At 67.4% G+C, this 14,531-nt stretch carries 15 protein-coding genes and 1 pseudogene; 8 read left to right on the plus strand and 8 right to left on the minus strand.

Annotated elements, in window-relative coordinates; all coding sequences use genetic code 11:
• Positions 1-64 precede the first annotated feature (64 nt).
• Both FJ887_RS17805 and FJ887_RS17810 read left to right on the plus strand, forming a co-directional pair.
• A complete protein-coding gene (locus FJ887_RS17805; RefSeq protein ID WP_140954563.1) occupies positions 65-916 on the plus strand; it encodes a hypothetical protein in 852 nt (283 codons plus the stop codon).
• A complete protein-coding gene (locus tag FJ887_RS17810; protein ID WP_140954564.1) occupies positions 913-2,415 on the plus strand; it encodes a putative type IV secretion/conjugal transfer ATPase in 1,503 nt (500 codons plus the stop codon). The genes FJ887_RS17805 and FJ887_RS17810 overlap by 4 nt, the downstream gene beginning before the upstream one ends.
• A gap of 162 nt (positions 2,416-2,577) precedes the next feature.
• Here the strand turns inward: FJ887_RS17810 and FJ887_RS17815 are convergent, their stop codons facing one another.
• On the minus strand, positions 2,578-3,150 hold the full coding sequence (locus FJ887_RS17815) for a TetR/AcrR family transcriptional regulator (protein WP_140954565.1): 573 nt from the start codon (positions 3,148-3,150) through the stop codon (positions 2,578-2,580).
• 112 nt (positions 3,151-3,262) lie between these two features.
• On the opposite strand from FJ887_RS17815, the gene FJ887_RS17820 reads away from it, so the two are divergent.
• Positions 3,263-4,456 carry an MFS transporter gene (locus tag FJ887_RS17820; RefSeq protein ID WP_250786292.1) on the plus strand — a complete coding sequence of 398 codons (1,194 nt, stop codon included), beginning with the start codon at positions 3,263-3,265 and terminating at the stop codon, positions 4,454-4,456.
• Positions 4,457-4,863: 407 nt separating this feature from the next.
• Here the strand turns inward: FJ887_RS17820 and FJ887_RS17825 are convergent, their stop codons facing one another.
• Complete coding sequence (locus tag FJ887_RS17825; RefSeq protein WP_250786293.1) at positions 4,864-5,424, minus strand: SOS response-associated peptidase family protein; 561 nt, start codon at positions 5,422-5,424, stop codon at positions 4,864-4,866.
• 192 nt (positions 5,425-5,616) lie between these two features.
• Here FJ887_RS17825 and FJ887_RS17830 point away from each other — a divergent pair, with 192 nt between their 5' ends.
• From FJ887_RS17830 to FJ887_RS17850, 5 genes are all read left to right on the plus strand, one after another.
• On the plus strand, positions 5,617-6,192 hold the full coding sequence (locus tag FJ887_RS17830; RefSeq protein WP_250786294.1) for a hypothetical protein: 576 nt from the start codon (positions 5,617-5,619) through the stop codon (positions 6,190-6,192).
• Positions 6,193-6,248: 56 nt separating this feature from the next.
• Complete coding sequence (locus FJ887_RS17835) at positions 6,249-7,970, plus strand: TraM recognition domain-containing protein (protein ID WP_284711364.1); 1,722 nt, start codon at positions 6,249-6,251, stop codon at positions 7,968-7,970.
• Positions 7,971-8,057: 87 nt separating this feature from the next.
• The gene (locus FJ887_RS17840) at positions 8,058-8,552 is read left to right on the plus strand and encodes a single-stranded DNA-binding protein (RefSeq protein ID WP_140954567.1); all 495 of its coding nucleotides are present in this window, start codon (positions 8,058-8,060) and stop codon (positions 8,550-8,552) included.
• An 11-nt stretch (positions 8,553-8,563) separates the two neighbouring features.
• Complete coding sequence (locus tag FJ887_RS17845) at positions 8,564-9,208, plus strand: hypothetical protein (RefSeq protein WP_250786295.1); 645 nt, start codon at positions 8,564-8,566, stop codon at positions 9,206-9,208.
• The gene (locus FJ887_RS17850) at positions 9,205-9,405 is read left to right on the plus strand and encodes a hypothetical protein (RefSeq protein ID WP_140954568.1); all 201 of its coding nucleotides are present in this window, start codon (positions 9,205-9,207) and stop codon (positions 9,403-9,405) included. The genes FJ887_RS17845 and FJ887_RS17850 overlap by 4 nt, the downstream gene beginning before the upstream one ends.
• On the opposite strand, the gene FJ887_RS17855 is transcribed toward FJ887_RS17850, so the two are convergent.
• The 6 genes and pseudogenes from FJ887_RS17855 to lepB all read right to left on the minus strand — a co-directional run bounded on the left by FJ887_RS17855 (position 9,389) and on the right by lepB (position 14,477).
• Entirely contained in the window at positions 9,389-11,032 is a 1,644-nt protein-coding gene (locus FJ887_RS17855; RefSeq protein ID WP_140954569.1) for a recombinase family protein, read from the minus strand. The two genes, FJ887_RS17850 and FJ887_RS17855, sit on opposite strands and share 17 nt — an antisense overlap.
• A gap of 37 nt (positions 11,033-11,069) precedes the next feature.
• Positions 11,070-12,134, minus strand: a pseudogene (locus FJ887_RS17860) (ATP-binding protein); the annotation flags it as partial.
• Positions 12,131-12,547 carry a YraN family protein gene (locus FJ887_RS17865; protein WP_140954570.1) on the minus strand — a complete coding sequence of 139 codons (417 nt, stop codon included), beginning with the start codon at positions 12,545-12,547 and terminating at the stop codon, positions 12,131-12,133. The gene FJ887_RS17865 and the pseudogene FJ887_RS17860, both read right to left, overlap by 4 nt.
• 174 nt (positions 12,548-12,721) lie before the next feature.
• On the minus strand, positions 12,722-13,039 hold the full coding sequence (locus FJ887_RS17870) for a DUF2469 domain-containing protein (RefSeq protein ID WP_009378345.1): 318 nt from the start codon (positions 13,037-13,039) through the stop codon (positions 12,722-12,724).
• Positions 13,036-13,776 (minus strand): ribonuclease HII, encoded by a 741-nt coding sequence (rnhB, locus tag FJ887_RS17875; RefSeq protein ID WP_140954571.1) that lies wholly within the window; start codon positions 13,774-13,776, stop codon positions 13,036-13,038. The genes FJ887_RS17870 and rnhB overlap by 4 nt, the downstream gene beginning before the upstream one ends.
• Positions 13,776-14,477 (minus strand): signal peptidase I, encoded by a 702-nt coding sequence (gene lepB, locus FJ887_RS17880; RefSeq protein WP_140954572.1) that lies wholly within the window; start codon positions 14,475-14,477, stop codon positions 13,776-13,778. Before lepB ends, rnhB begins: the two co-directional genes overlap by 1 nt.
• Positions 14,478-14,531 lie beyond the last annotated feature (54 nt).

A 14,531-nucleotide genomic window follows, 5' to 3' on the forward strand; every position in this document is an offset into this window, starting at 1 on the left:
GACCGGGTGCACCTGAACCGCGCACCCGTCCCGCTTCTTGCCCTGATGCCTTGGGAGGCTCCTCATGCCCACGTTCTACGATCCCGTCTCCGACGCCGACGAAGCCTCGCAGGCCCTGCGCGGTCTCGCCCACGCCAGCCGCACCTTCGAGCACCCCCGCGATCTCTACGGTGTGCTCGGCGATGTCCTCTCCGGCGTCCGCTCGCTGCGGCAGGTCCTCGACCAGCTCTCCACCGCCCACACCGAACGCCGCCCCCAGGCCTTCGATGACGCCGGCAGCGCGGAGGCCGGTCACATGTACGCCCTGGCCGCAGGCGACGGGCTCCATGAGACCGCTACCCTGATCCACCAGGCCGAGGGCCAGCTCGATGAGGCGATGACCGCCGCCGGTCGCATCGCCTGGCACGACAACCCCGCACCCGCAAAGCCCGGCCAGGGCGACGTGTTCGGAGCCGCCGACCGGTGGGTGTCGGTCGTGTTCCTCCAAGGCGAGGAAGCAGATCAGGTTCTCGATCTCATCGACCGCGACGGTCCGGACGCGGCGATCACGCATCTGTCGGGGTGGGATTACGGCGCCGAGACGACCGATGCGGCGCTCTCGGACGGGCACGTGTACGAGAAGATCCCGACCACAGGCCTGGATCGGATGGCCGCCGAGGGCGACTACCGGATGACGTACAACCCGGCCGCGGGGCATGTCGCCCTCTACCGTCAGCACACCGTCGCGGTCGAGGATCGCGTCGACCGCCCCGAAACCGCACCCGAACACGCACATTCGATGCGGCCGACGGGTGGACGCGGCGGGCCGGCTCAGGACCAGGTGGGTGCCCGTCGTGGTGCTGCGGGGCGGTCGGGGTCGTGGTTCGAGCATCCCGGTGTGGCCGCGGTGAAGCAGGAGCGGGGGCTGGGGCTGTGAGCGAGAAGGAGCGCCTGCACACCTCAGTTCTCCTCGCCCCGGCCACTGAACGGCGCCGGGCACGGAAGGAACGCCGCCAGGCCGCCGCACGCATCTCGACGGCGAAGCGCAAGGCTGAGCAGGAGGAGGCGAAGCGCAAGCTCGCGATCGAACGCGCCGAACGCAAAGCCACCGGCCTGCTGCCAGCCGCGGGCGAGCCCGGCCCGGCGGCGCTGCGCACGCCGGGCCGGATACGCCTGCCCAAGCACCAGGACACTTCCGCCACGCTCGCCGCCCAGTATCCGTATCTCGCCGAAGGCGGGCTGGGGGCGAACGGGATCTTCATTGGCCAGGACCTCTACTCGGGTGCGTCCTTCGTCTACGACCCGTGGGTGCTCTACCAGGCCGGGATCATCACCGCCCCGAACATCGTCCTCGCCGGCATCGTCGGCAGCGGCAAGTCCTCGCTGGCGAAATCGCTCTACACCCGGTCGTTGCCGTTCGGGCGGCGGGTCTACGTGCCCGGTGACCCGAAAGGGGAGCACACCGAGATCGCCCGTGCCGTCGGAGGCCGGGCGATCGTCCTCGGTCACGGCCTGCACACGCGCCTGAACCCGCTGGATGAGGGGTACCGGCCGCGGTCGATGGATGACGCCGAATGGCAGATCACCGTCGCCTCTCGCCGCCGCGACCTCATCGGGGCTCTGACCGAAACCGTGCTCGGCCGTGCCATGTCCCCGCTGGAGCACACCGCGATCGACACCGCCCTGACGAGCACCGTGAGGGAGAACTCGGTGCCGATCCTCCCGATGATCGTCGACCACCTCCTAAACCCCGACAACGACCCGGATGGGAGCCTACGCGAGGACGGCCGGATCATCGGCCACGCGCTGCGCCGCCTCGTCGCCGGGGACCTCAGTGGGCTCTTCGACGGTCCCTCCACGGAGCGATTCGACCCCTCCCTGCCGATGGTCACCCTCGACCTCTCCCGCGTCACGGAGAACAGCACGCTGATCTCGGTGCTGATGACGTGCTCGTCGGCGTGGATGGAATCAGCCCTCCTCGACCCCGACGGCGGCCAGCGGTGGTGCGTGTACGACGAGGCGTGGCGACTGATGGGCGAACCCGCCCTCCTCAAACGCATGGACGCCCACTGGCGGCTCGCCCGCGCCTACGGCATCGCGAACCTGTTGATTTTCCATAAGCTGACCGACTTGGAGAATGTCGGTGATGCCGGGTCCGCGCAACGCTCTCTGGCGAACAGTCTGCTCGCGAACGCGGAGACGCGGGTGATCTACCGGCAGGAATCCGACCAGCTCGGGGTAACCGCGAAGACCCTCGGCCTCACCGGTACCGAGCAAGCGTTGCTGCCGACGCTGGGCACCGGGCAGGGGCTGTGGCGGATCAAGGAGAGGGCCTTCGTTTGCCAACACCAGCTCCATCCCACCGAGCTCGCGATGTTCGATACGACGGCCCGCATGAACGGCAACCGCCGCAAGTCCAGAAGTATCGAACAGTAAATCGTGGGAACATGCGGGTGTAGGCCGTGTTTTCAGGGGCGTGTATCCGCATGTTCGAGGAAGATGCGGATGCAACCGTCTCCACCGAAACAACGGCCCGTTGATCCTTGCGTCAACCGCGAGTACTCGATAGTCGAGCTCTCATCGCGCTGCGATTCGGGCCTAAAGCACCTTGCCTGCATGCTGGGTGAGGAGTTCTTGCGCGATTCTTCGAGCCTGCTTCGCGAGGCTCGGCGGGCTGCCCTCGATGCCGCGATGCGCGACGGCCCCTTCGAGTAGAAGGAACAGGTGCTCTGCCAAGGCCTCGGCGTTCTCGATCTCCGGGAGCTCTGCATTGAGCAAGGTCAGCAGCCGCGTTTTCACGGAGCGTTTGTGCTCCCGAATGACCGCGAACGCGGGGTGGTCAGCAGGAAGCTCCCCGGCAGCGTTGAGGAACGCGCAACCCCGTTGCGCCGGCAGTAGCTCTTCGGCGTAGGCGTCGAACATCGCGAGCACCCGCGGATGCTCAGCGTCAGCGATGCGCTGTTCGAGCCTCGCCCACCAACTCTCGTGCCGCTGATGAAGATAGGCGACCACGAGGTTGTCCTTCGATTCGAACCGGTCGTACAGGGTCCTCTTGGTCACCCCGGCCTCCGCCGCGATCGCCTCGACGCCCACGGCATGGATGCCGTGTTGGTAGAACAGCGTCGACGCGGCGTCCAGCACGCGGCGCGCGCCTGGCGTCAGCCCCGCCATGCCGACCTTCCCTGTCGCTTGCATGAGTTCACCCCGCCTTCGTGGACTTCACCGATCAGTGTACTTTAGACTCGATTCTACGTGGTTCACTGATCGGTGAGATTGGAGTGCGGTGCGCAACGAGACAACAGGGCAGGCGACCGTCGAGCCGGTGATGCTCGACCGCAGGAGCGTGTGGCAGCTCACCGGTGCGGGGCTGACGCTCATCGGGGTTTGTTACGGGCTGGGCCGCTTCGCGTATGGCCTGTTCGTGCCGGTGTTCCGTGAGGAGTTCACGCTCACCCCGGCCGTGGCCGGAACGGTCGCCTCCGGCGCATACATCGCCTACTGCATCGCCATCATCTTCGCCACACTTCTCACCCCGCGGCTCGGCGGTCAGGCCGTCGCGGTCTCTGCTGGGTGCATCGCAGCTGTCGGGACGCTGACGGTCGCTCTTGCTCCGAACGCGATCGTGCTCGCAGCCGGGGTGCTCGTGGCGGGCGCAAGCACCGGAGTCGCCTCACCGCCCCTCGCATACGCCGTCGCACGCCATGTCCCCGAGGCGCGTCGGGATCGTGTGCAGACGGTGATCAACGCCGGAACCGGCGTCGGCGTGGCGGTCGCCGGGCCGGTCGCGTTACTCACCCACGAGCACTGGCGGCTCGCCTGGGTCGCGTTCGCAGTGCTCTGTACGCTCGTGACGGTATGGAACCTCCGCATGGTTCCCGGACGGACGCGGGGCGAACCGAGAGAGGCGGCATCGGCGTTTCTGCCCCGGCCGCTGTTTCCCGTGGGCAGTGTCCGGCTGATGGGCGGTGCGCTCCTCATGGGCATCTCCAGTGCCGCGGTGTGGACGTTCGGGCGGGACCTCCTCGTGACAGAGGGAGAGATGAGCGAACCGGCGTCCATGATCGGCTGGATCATCCTCGGCACGTTCGGCATCCTCGGCGCTGGCGCGGGCGACCTCGCTCGTGTCGTGGGCATCCGCGCGGGGTGGCTGGCGACAATGATCCTGCTCGGAGCCTCGACCGCTCTCCTGGCCTTGCTGCCCGGCAACGTCCTCGGCGCCTGGACCGCGCTCGCGATCTTCGGCGCCTCCTACATCGTGCTCACCGGACTGATGCTGGTCTGGACGCTGCTCGTATACGCGCAGACACCGGCCGCCGGGGTCGGACTGTCGTTCCTCACCGTCGCCCTCGGACAAGCAGTCGCCGCACCCGCTATCGGCGCACTCAGCGAACTGACGGGCGCGCCGGGAGCGTTCATCGCGATGCTGCCACTTGCGATCGTGGGCGGACTCTGCCGACCCGCTCCTATGGGGGCGTAGACATAAGCCAGAACCGACGGACAGAACTGCAGAAGCATCGGCCCGGCGGACACTGTGGCAAATCGGCTTGCCCATCCTCCGGACGTTGAGAATCCAGAAACCCACCAACGGATCAGATTTCAGGCGGCAAAGAAATCCACAGCATGCGTACCCAGTTCGAGGCGGTCTCGTTCCGCATGTTCAAAGTTCCTGCTTATATGCCACGGTTGCCCGCAAAGTGTCTAAGAATCGTAAACAAAATCCGAGATTCCTAGGAACGTGTCTCCCCAGTGCTACGGCTGGATATTCGCACTTAGAACGCATGGAAGCAACTCAAATAGATGCGGTTCTAGAGACATAAACACTCATGTTCCCTGGATTATTGAAGGTTCTCCGTCGAACGTGAGCATCCATCGCGGGCATCGGCATCAGAACAGCGTCGCCTCGTCCGACGCCGGCTCGCTGGCCTTCCTCGTGGGGGCGGGGTGGATGGCGTCGCTGAGTTCGTCGGAAGCGGCAACCATCTCCGCGATCAGCTCGGCGTCACCCTCGCGGTCGGGGTCGAGCCAGTCGTCGTGGAGCTCACGCGGGAGGATCAGCGGCATCCGCGGATGCACGCGTGCCGCCTCCGCGACCGCGTCCCGTGTGACGAGCGAATAGGTCAGCAGATCGCCGCCATCATCGTGCTGTTCGGCGGTGGTTGTGATCGCGGCGATCCCGAACGCTTCCCCGTCGAGGGCGAAGCTCGTGCCCTTCTCGACGTACCAGGTCGCCGGCGCGATCGCGCGATGCTGGAACGGTGCCCGCCACTTCGACATCAGCGCATCCGAGCGGGAGTTGAACGCCGAGAACTTCGCTGGTCTCCCGCCCAAGTGCAACCACCACCAGGCGAAGTCCATCCGCCGGCCGGTCTCGGTCTCAGTGATCAGCGGGTTGAGGTTGCGGGCGTTCTTCCCGGTGATGCGGGCCGTGTGCTTCTGCTCGCGCATCCACTCGACCAGACGAGCCTGGTTCTCCCGCTCGTCCAACGGCGGCAGATCGAAAGCCGGCTCCTCACCCTCTACCGGGTAGGGGCCTCCGCCCAGACCGTAACTCGCACACACAGCCCAGCATAAGCCGGTTCCCGCCAGTTGCGGGATCTCGACCCCGCAACAAGGCAACTGTAGGCGCACCTGGCGGCCATGAGCACACATCAGCGACGCCGCCACGCCACACCCACCCCCGACAACGCCCAGGCTTCCGGAGCGAACGATGCCAGTGCAGGCGGGATGCCGGTGGTTCTGCCATTGCTGGTCGTCACCGTCACCGAGACCGGCACCCTCGACGTCACCCTCGACGGCGAAGCCTTCCCGGCACCCGAAGACGCGCCGCCGTGGTCACGGGCGTCGTTCGGACGGCTGCTCGATGCGGCCACACGAGAACGCGTGATCTCCGTCCGGGTCGAGGTGCACGAGACCGACGGCACGAGCTTCACCGACCTCATCCCCGCCAAACCCCGCCGCACACCACCCGCCGCACCCGAACCCGCACCGGAGACGGACGACGAGTCGGCCATGCCGGGGCTCATCGAGGTCGCCGCTGGCGGGTTCGTCGCCGGCGAGGACATCGATGCCTGCCTGGTCCTGGCCTCCACCGCCGCGACCGGCGACGGGACCGCCCGTGTCCTCTTTGACCCCGCGAACCTCCCGACCGGTACGGGGATGGTGCTCCTTGTCGGGCGGATCTCTGGCCACGTTCACGCGCAGGATGTCTCGTGAGCTCCGGGGAGAGCCGGCAGACCGGCAGCTTCGGAGATGAGCTGACCAATGTCGCGATGATCGCCCTGATCGGCCTGTTCGGGATCGCCCTCATCCTCCGCGCAGCCGGCTCCATCGCCGCCTTCGTCACCGGCAGTCGGCAGCCTGCGGCCGGTCCTGCTTCGGGGATCGGGGTGCTCTTCCACGCCGGCGACCCTGGGGAGGCGCTCGATGCGCCCGAGCTGAGTCCGCTCGCGTACTGGATCGTCGCCGGCCTCCTCCTGGCCGGCCTCGCCATCGGCGGTGTCTGGGTGTGGATGCTGCTGCGGCGTCACGCGCACAAGATCGAGACCGACCCGCACACCGCCGCCGGCGCCGCGACCCGCCACGAAGTCACGACGACGGCCTCCGCGTCTGCGTTGCTCAAACGCGCCGAGAGCCTGCGCCCGTCATTGGAGAAGCCGGCGGCCTCCGATGTCGGGTACCGGATCGGGACCTGCCGGGGGCGGGAAGTCTGGGCCTCGGTGGAGGACTCGATCCTCTTGATCGGCCCACCGCGCTCCGGCAAAGGCTTGCATGTCGTGATACCGGCGATCCTCGACGCGCCCGGCGCGGTGATCGCGACCTCCACCCGCCCCGACAACCTCACCGCCACCCTCCGCGCCCGCAAGCGCACCGGCCCGGTCGCGGTCTTCGACCCTCAGCATCTGGCCGAAGGCATCCCGGCCGGGATGCGCTGGTCACCGGTGCGCGGCTGCGAGGACCCGCTCACCGCGATGATCCGCGCGACCGGACTCGCCTCCGCGACCGGGCTCTCGGCCGGTGGGGTGGAGTCCGGCGGGTTCTGGGAAGGCAAGACCAGATCTGCCCTCCAAACGCTGCTGCATGCGGCCGCATTGGATCACCGTCCGGCGTCTGAGCTGTTCCGGTGGACGCTCGATCCCACCGCCGCCCACGATGCCGTCGCGATCCTCACCAACCATGCCGATGCCGCCGAAGGCTGGGCGGACTCGCTGGAGTCGATGATCGACGCCGACCCCCGCACCCGCGACTCCATCTGGCAAGGCGTCTCCCTCGCCCTCGGGGCACTGGCCGACCCCCGCGTCCTCGACGCCGTCTCCCCGAGGGACGGGGAGGGGTTTGATCCGGAAGCGTTCATCCGCGACCGCGGCACCCTCTACCTCCTCGCCACCGGCGCCGGTGCCGGCGCCTCGGCCGCACTGGTCGCGGCGTTCGTCGAGGACCTCGTCGAGACCGCCCGCCGCATGGCCGCACGCTCACCGGGTGCCCGGCTCGATCCACCGCTGCTGTTGGCGCTGGATGAGATCGGGAACTTGGCACCTCTGCCGTCGTTGCCGACGCTCATGGCCGAAGGCGGCGGCACGGGGATCACGACGATGCCCGTGTTGCAGTCGCTGGCGCAGGCGCGAGAGAGGTGGTCGGAGAACCAGGCATCGGCGATCTGGGATGCCTCCATCGTGAAGATCATCCTCGGCGGCGCCTCGAACTCCAAAGACCTCCAAGACTTGAGCACTCTGATCGGTGAGCGGGATGAGTACACCGACTCGATCACGCTTGGCGATCACGGCACCCGCTCCAACCAGCGCTCGGTGCGCAGGATCGCGATCTTCCCACCCGACCGGCTGCGGCGTCTGCCGTTCGGCACCGCCGTCACCCTGCTCCGCGCGGCGCCGCCGATCGTCACCGACCTGCGGGCCTGGCCGGCCCGTGCCGATGCCGCCCAGTTGAAGACCGACCGCGCTGAGATCGAGGGCCTCCTCGAACGCGGCAACCAATAGACCGACCTGCTGACAGGCGGGGGTGCACCTGGCTGACCCACGCCGGCATCCCGCCCGGCGCGGTGAGGCAGAACAGGAGCATCCGTCATGTCGATCAACGCACGCCCCTCAGTCCGGGGATTCATCGCCTCCGAACCCGAGCAGCTCGAAACGGTCAACGGCAACCCGTACGTCAAGGTCCGGTTCGGGCAGGAGCGCAAGCAGCGCCAGGAAGACGGCACCTTCACCGATCTCGGGAAGACGTTCTCCACGCTCATCGCCTACAACGACAACATCGAGCGCATCCAGAACAACTACGTACCCGGCGATCGGTTCATCGCCCAGGGCAAGGTCAAGACGTTCACGAACGAGGAGACCGGACACGAAGGCGAGGTGTTCGTCGCCTCCGGCATCGGCCACGACACCGCCTACACCCGCTACGACGTCGACCGCAGCCCCCGCCGGGGCGCTCCCGACCGCGAAGCCCCCGCCACTGCCGCCGGGCAGACCGCCGAGCGCTCAGCACCCGAGGCGAGCCATCCACCGGTGTTCCGGTCGCCTGAACCGCAGCCCGAACGCACGTCGCCGGCGATGGGCATGTGAGAGGAGCGATCATGAGCGACCCGAACAACGACCACCTGGGCACCGGCGACGAGGTCCAGCCGGACCTCGATACGGACATCGACCTCGACGCCGAACCGGCCGAAGCCACCGCCGACGACGATGCCGACGGCGACGCGCCGGGTGGTGGGTATGAGGAGGACGTGCCGGCGCCGCCGGGGCCGGTGAACTGGTATCTGCTTCGCGCCGATGAGCTGGAAGCGGAATGGTACGAGCTCAACCGGTGGGTCGAGCGACTGCGCCGCACCTACGGGCTGCCGGCGAGCGTGATCCCACCGATGTGGCACCGCCACGACGAACTCGTCTGGGAACTCTCCGCCCTGCACGTGCACTGGCTGTGTGCCTACCACCCCGAACAAGACGGCTCTGCACCATTTGGATGGCACCGGGATTTCGCCGATGCCCGCAATCGTCTACGCGACTGGGTCGCTGCCTCCGGTACCCGTCTGGATCGCGACCGGCCGACTCGGCAGACGACATGGCCCGGTGAGGACCCGGCCGACCCTGTCGAGGACGTGTTCGTTGCCGACCGCGACAAGGACTTCGTGGACTACGTCACCGCGCAGGTCGCCGAACGCCGTGCCGCCGAAGACGCCTTCTACGCCGGTGCCAACCCGGAGACGGGAGAGATCCGGTGAACGCCACAACCGAGTTACCGTCCACAGACGAGATTGCCGCGGTGGTCCCGGAGACGGCATATCCGGCGTTCACAGCTGGGTGGTGCGCCGGAGTGACCCGGCGCACCACCCAGCCCGCTTCGCAGGATGTGATCGAGGAGGTCGCGGCGATGCTCGACGCGGCGAGCATCGCAGACGCCCTCACCCGACCGGAGTGATCACCAGTCGCTGCTCAGTGGGTGCCCGACCCGGCAGCGCATCGATCCGGTAGATCAGGCGCCGCAGGTACGCACGCTTCTCCTTGATCGTGCGGTTCGCCCACGACTCAATCAGCATCGGCCCGTCCTCGATGGGGAACTCATCCAGTTCCATCGCATCCAACCTCCGTTGCAATGCATCCACACGCTGTTGCGCGGCGTCGATCAGCGACAGCAGCACTGTGACCATAGCGCCGCGGTACTCGCCAGTGCCCTGCTTGGACAACAGTGCATCACGCTCGGCTTTCGCCTCTTCGAGCTGGCCGACGACTTCGCTGACCCCGACATCCGCACGAGTGGCACGTCGAAGTGCACGTGCCTTCGCCAGGGCGTCATCGTTGATCTGCGAGAAGAACCAGCCCAGCACATACGCTTCACCTTTGGTGGAGTCGATCGTGCATCCGCCGGAGCAGTTGCCTGGCCCGCGCTTCTTGTTCGCCATGCACCGGTAGGCGAACGCGTCGTGGCGTTCTCCGGCGGCGTTCGTGCGGAACTTCTGATGCCCGTACAGGCGCTCGCCGCACTGACAGAACACCAAGCCCGTCAGCAACCACTGGTGCGACCCCCACGGTCGGCGTGTCTTCGATGTCTTCGCCTGCTCCAACAGCCGTCGCACCCGCAGCCAGGTGGCTCGGTCGCAGACGGGCTCCTGGGAGATCACCGGCTCACCGGTCGCATCGCGGGCAATGTAGTCGAGCAAGTCGATCTTCACGCCACGCTGATGGTCCGGAACTTGGCGCATTCGGTAACCCGCCATCCGGGGAGAGACCAGCGAACGATAGACCGTCGCCTCGTAGACGTACGCGCCCTGTGCCGTGGTGATCCCGTACTGATCGGACCAGTACCCGGCAATCTGAGCGAGGCTCTTTCCTGCCAAGACCATGTCCACGGCGTCCTTCAACGCCCGGTGCTCCACCGGATGCGGTATCAGCCGCACGCCCGTGCGCCCGAACTCGTCCGTGATCCGCGGTCCGGCCATCCAGCCCAGTGGCACCGTGCCACCGTGATGAAAACCAGCCTCGGCCAGGTGACGCTTCGAGGCCAGCTGCCGTTCACTCATCGAGTCCGTCTCGACCTCGGCAAGAAGGGCTTTGATGCCGGTGACGAGCTTCGCTCCGGCGGTTGCCGTGTTCAGTTCGTCGGCGCTGTCCTGGTGCGAGACGAGATACACCCCACTCTGCTGGCAGGTGCCGATCCACTCGATGCACTGCGACGCGATCCGGTTCGTGCGATCAAGCTTCCAGAACGCGACCGCAGGAACCCGTGCGGCCTTGATGTCCTGGTTCAACTGGCGCCACCCCTTCCGCGTGCGCTCCGCTGACGAGCTGGCCGAGTCGTTATCGATGTACTCACCCATGATCGTCCAGCCGCCCTCCAGGGCGAGCTTCCGAGCCAGGTCGATCCGCTGACGCTCGATCGCGTCCGCCTTGTCCTTGTGATACTTCGACAGCCGCAGGTACAGATAGATCGGCTTCGTGCCCTCCGCTGGTACCTCCGGCCCAGTCCTCGCGAACGCGGGGTAGACCACGCTCCGCGTTGACCGAGCGGGCCGTGCGTTGCTTCCTGGTTTCTTGCCTGTGGCACTCATCAGTGACCTCCTTGGCTAAGGAGGTGTGCTTTCCATTGCGTGCCTCGTCCATGAAGAGGACACCCCGATGGGCTTTGCTGAGGATGCCGACCGTGCCGGGCTTCCTGCCTCCCACGAGCGCCGAGGCGGTGCTCCGGTGATGGGGTGCCTCGAACGGCGGCCGGTGATCGAGCTCCTCACCGGGCACGAGCTCCCCGCGCAGAGAGCGCACCGCGGCGACTTCGAGGGCCTGGGCGTCGTCGAGCGGTGGGAGGATCCCGGGCAGGCACTGAGCGAGGAGGGTCTTACCCGCGCCCGGAGTTCCGCGCATGAGGAGGTTGTGACCGCCCGCGGCGGCGACCTCGAGCCCGAACCGAGCCTCCTCCTGCCCCTGCACCTCGGCGAGGTCGTGGAGTTCGGTCGGATGCGCTCCCGGTCCGGGAGCCTCGACGACCGGAGGCAGGGCGGGGACGGCGAGGCTGCCGCCGTAGGCGTTGACGAGTTCGGCCAGCGAGGACACCGCGAGGACATCGACGTCTCCGATGAGCGCGGCCTCCGCCCGGTTGCCGGCGGGGACGACGAATCGGTCGAAGCCGGCGAGCAGGCCGCAATGGAGGCTCGGCAGCACGCCGCTCACCGGTCGGATGCGGCCGTCGAGGCCGAGTTCCCCACAGTGGATGACCGCCTCGGTCTCGGCGGAGCTGATGATCCCGCGGGCCTTGAGCACGGCGACGGCGATGCCGAGATCGAAGCCGGTGCCGATCTTCGGCACACTGCCCGGGGTGAGGTTGATCGTCAGATGCTGGGTGGCGACCGGGATGCCGAGGAAGGCGAGCGCCGCACGCAGCCGCTTGCGCGATTCGCTCACCGAGGCGTCGGGAAGGCCGACGATGTCGATGCCGGGAAGACCTGCGCTGACGACGGCTTCGATCGAGACGATCTTTCCGGCCAGCCCCCAGAGGGCGACGGCGGCGGCCCGCCCGACGACGGTCTTCTCCGGTGTCGTCTCGCCACTCCTCGCGTCCTCGACTCCCAATGGTTCGTCGCCGTCGGGGCTCCAGTCGGCGTCGACAGCATCGCAGTCATCCCCTGGGTCATCGACGATGTGCAGCTGTTCGCTCATGCATCGACCTGCACATTGCGCACATGGGTGACGGTCGGGCGCGGTGACATGACGATGCCGATCGCGTCGATGCGTGTCGCAGGGTAGAACTCGGCCTGCGCGCGCAGCCACAGTCCCGAGAGCATCCTGATCCGACGCAGCTTCACCGGCGTGATCGCTTCGAGCGGTGAGCCCTGCCGCATCGTGCGGCGGGTCTTGACCTCGACGAAGACGATGGTCGCTCCGTCGCGGGCGATGATGTCGATCTCTCCCTCGCGGCACCGGACGTTGCGGCCGAGGACGACCATGCCCTCGGCCTCGAGGCGGGCGACGGCGAGGTCCTCACCCGTCCGGCCCAGGGCGAGCTGACGGTCACCGCGGGTCGGGGTGTCCGCCGGCCGCGCAGTCCGTCCTGTCTTCGTCGTCCGTGCCATGCTGTCCAGGCCACCACAGCACGTGGTCGTCCGAAAGCATCAGAGAACGGCCTGTGGACAGCGGTTGAGCCTCCACAGGCCGTGAGCACATGAGTGCGCGACGCTCCACACCCGGATCACGCACGAGTCAGGGCCGTCAGCATCGTCGCCGACGGCATTCCGTTCAGCGGCGGCTCAGCGACCGATCGAGGTCGGCGGCTCGAGGTCGGACTTGGCGATCTCCTCGATGTTGACGTCCTTGAACGTGAGCACGTGGACCATCTTGATGAACCTGGCCGACCGGTAGCTGTCCCACACCCAGGCATCGCGCAGGGTGAGCTCGAAGTAGACGTCGCCGGCGTCGTTGTGCGCTTTGAGGTCGACGTGGTTGGCGAGGTAGAAGCGGCGTTCGGTCTCGACGACGTAGGCGAAGAGACCGACGACATCGCGGTACTCCTTGTAGAGCTGGAGTTCGAGCTGGGCCTCGTAGTCGTCGAGATCGTCTGTGCTCACGTCGTTCCTCTCTTCGCGTCGTTCTCGGGGTGCAGCCGGAAGCTCATCCGGTGGTGGAGGCTCGGTCCGTGCTCGGCGATGGCCTGCCGGTGGTGAACGGTTCCGTATCCGACGTTCGACTCCCAACCATACTGCGGGTGCGCCTCGGCGAGGCTGATCATCGTTTCGTCGCGGTGCACTTTCGCCACGATACTCGCCGCCGCGATGACGGGAACGCTGCCGTCGCCCTTGATCACGGTGCGCACGGGCGGCAGCTCCATGTCGGCGGCGGGCCCGAATATCCCCAGGCAGTCGAGCGTGAGTGGAGCCGAGAGCCAGTCGTGCTTGCCGTCGAGGAGGATCATCGTCGGTCGCGACGACGCACCCGCACCCGGGCCGCCGGACGCTGTGCCGAGCGCACCCTCGAGTGCCCGCCGAGCCGCGAGGTTGAGGGCCATGGTCATCCCGAGGGCGTCGATCTCGGCAGGCAGGGTCGATCCGACGGCCGAGGCGTGCGCCCATGCCTGGACGCGAGCGGTCGCCGCCGACCGGGAGGGACCGTCGAGCTGTTTGGAGTCGTGGATGCCCTCGGGCACGTCGGCGACGCACAGGGGGCCGAGTTCGAAGACGGCGACGCCGACGCTCACCGGTCCGGCGAGCGCTCCGCGTCCCACCTCGTCGACGCCGATGACGATCTCATACCCCTCGGCGGCGAGTGCGCGTTCGACGCCGAGGTCGTGCAGTCCTCGTCCGGTCATCAGCTGACAGTGATTCCCTGCGGATCGGGCACGTCTGCGAAGACGTCCTTGGGGGTGGAGACCCACCGGACGTGACTGAGCGGCCAGTTGACGAAGAACACGGTGCCGACGACGTTCTCGGCGGGAACGAACGGCTGGGTGTCCTGGTGGTAGCGCGAATCGGCGGAGTTGCTCCGGTTGTCGCCCATCACCCAGTAGGAGCCTTCGGGCACGGTGACGGAGAACTCCATATCGGAGGGCGCAGTGTCCGGCGGCAGATACGTCTCCTCGATGGGGGTGCCGTTGACGAGGATCCTCCCCTGGGCGTCGCAGCATTCGACGGTGTCCCCGCCGACCCCGATGACGCGTTTGACGAGCTGGTTGCCCGCGTCGGAGGGGGCGAGGCCGAGGAATTCGAGGACGGGGTTGGGCTGGTAGGCGGACACCTCGGCGTCGGTGAGCCAGTCGTCGGGATCGTCGAAGACGATGATGTCACCGCGGTTGGCCGGGCCGAACTTGGGGGCGAGCTGGTTGACGAGGACCCGGTCGTCGATCTGCAGGGTGTCCATCATCGAGCCGGAGGGAATGTAGAACGATCGGACCACCCAGGTCTTCAGCGCGGTGGAGATGAGGAGGGCGATGATGATGATGACCACGGTCTCGGCAAGGCCGCGCAGGAGCTTCTTCGACTTGGGCGGGGAGGGCTGAGGTTCGGTGGTCATTCGTTCGCTTTCGCATGGGTCCGCGACCGGCGCGGGGTGGCTGGAACGAGCGTA

The organism is Brevibacterium sp. XM4083 (assembly GCF_006489205.2).
Classification (GTDB): domain Bacteria; phylum Actinomycetota; class Actinomycetes; order Actinomycetales; family Brevibacteriaceae; genus Brevibacterium.

Coding starts and splice junctions, on each gene's coding strand:
- FJ887_RS17805 (WP_140954563.1), top strand. CDS start 65: ATGCCCACGTTCTACGATCCCGTCTCCGACGCCGACGAAGCCTCGCAG.
- FJ887_RS17830 (WP_250786294.1), top strand. CDS start 5,617: ATGAGCACACATCAGCGACGCCGCCACGCCACACCCACCCCCGACAAC.
- rnhB (WP_140954571.1), bottom strand. CDS start 13,776: ATGACCGGACGAGGACTGCACGACCTCGGCGTCGAACGCGCACTCGCC.
- FJ887_RS17835 (WP_284711364.1), top strand. CDS start 6,249: ATGATCGCCCTGATCGGCCTGTTCGGGATCGCCCTCATCCTCCGCGCA.
- FJ887_RS17840 (WP_140954567.1), top strand. CDS start 8,058: ATGTCGATCAACGCACGCCCCTCAGTCCGGGGATTCATCGCCTCCGAA.
- lepB (WP_140954572.1), bottom strand. CDS start 14,477: ATGACCACCGAACCTCAGCCCTCCCCGCCCAAGTCGAAGAAGCTCCTG.
- FJ887_RS17855 (WP_140954569.1), bottom strand. CDS start 11,032: ATGAGTGCCACAGGCAAGAAACCAGGAAGCAACGCACGGCCCGCTCGG.
- FJ887_RS17865 (WP_140954570.1), bottom strand. CDS start 12,547: ATGGCACGGACGACGAAGACAGGACGGACTGCGCGGCCGGCGGACACC.
- FJ887_RS17815 (WP_140954565.1), bottom strand. CDS start 3,150: ATGGCGGGGCTGACGCCAGGCGCGCGCCGCGTGCTGGACGCCGCGTCG.
- FJ887_RS17845 (WP_250786295.1), top strand. CDS start 8,564: ATGAGCGACCCGAACAACGACCACCTGGGCACCGGCGACGAGGTCCAG.
- FJ887_RS17825 (WP_250786293.1), bottom strand. CDS start 5,424: ATGCGCGAGCAGAAGCACACGGCCCGCATCACCGGGAAGAACGCCCGC.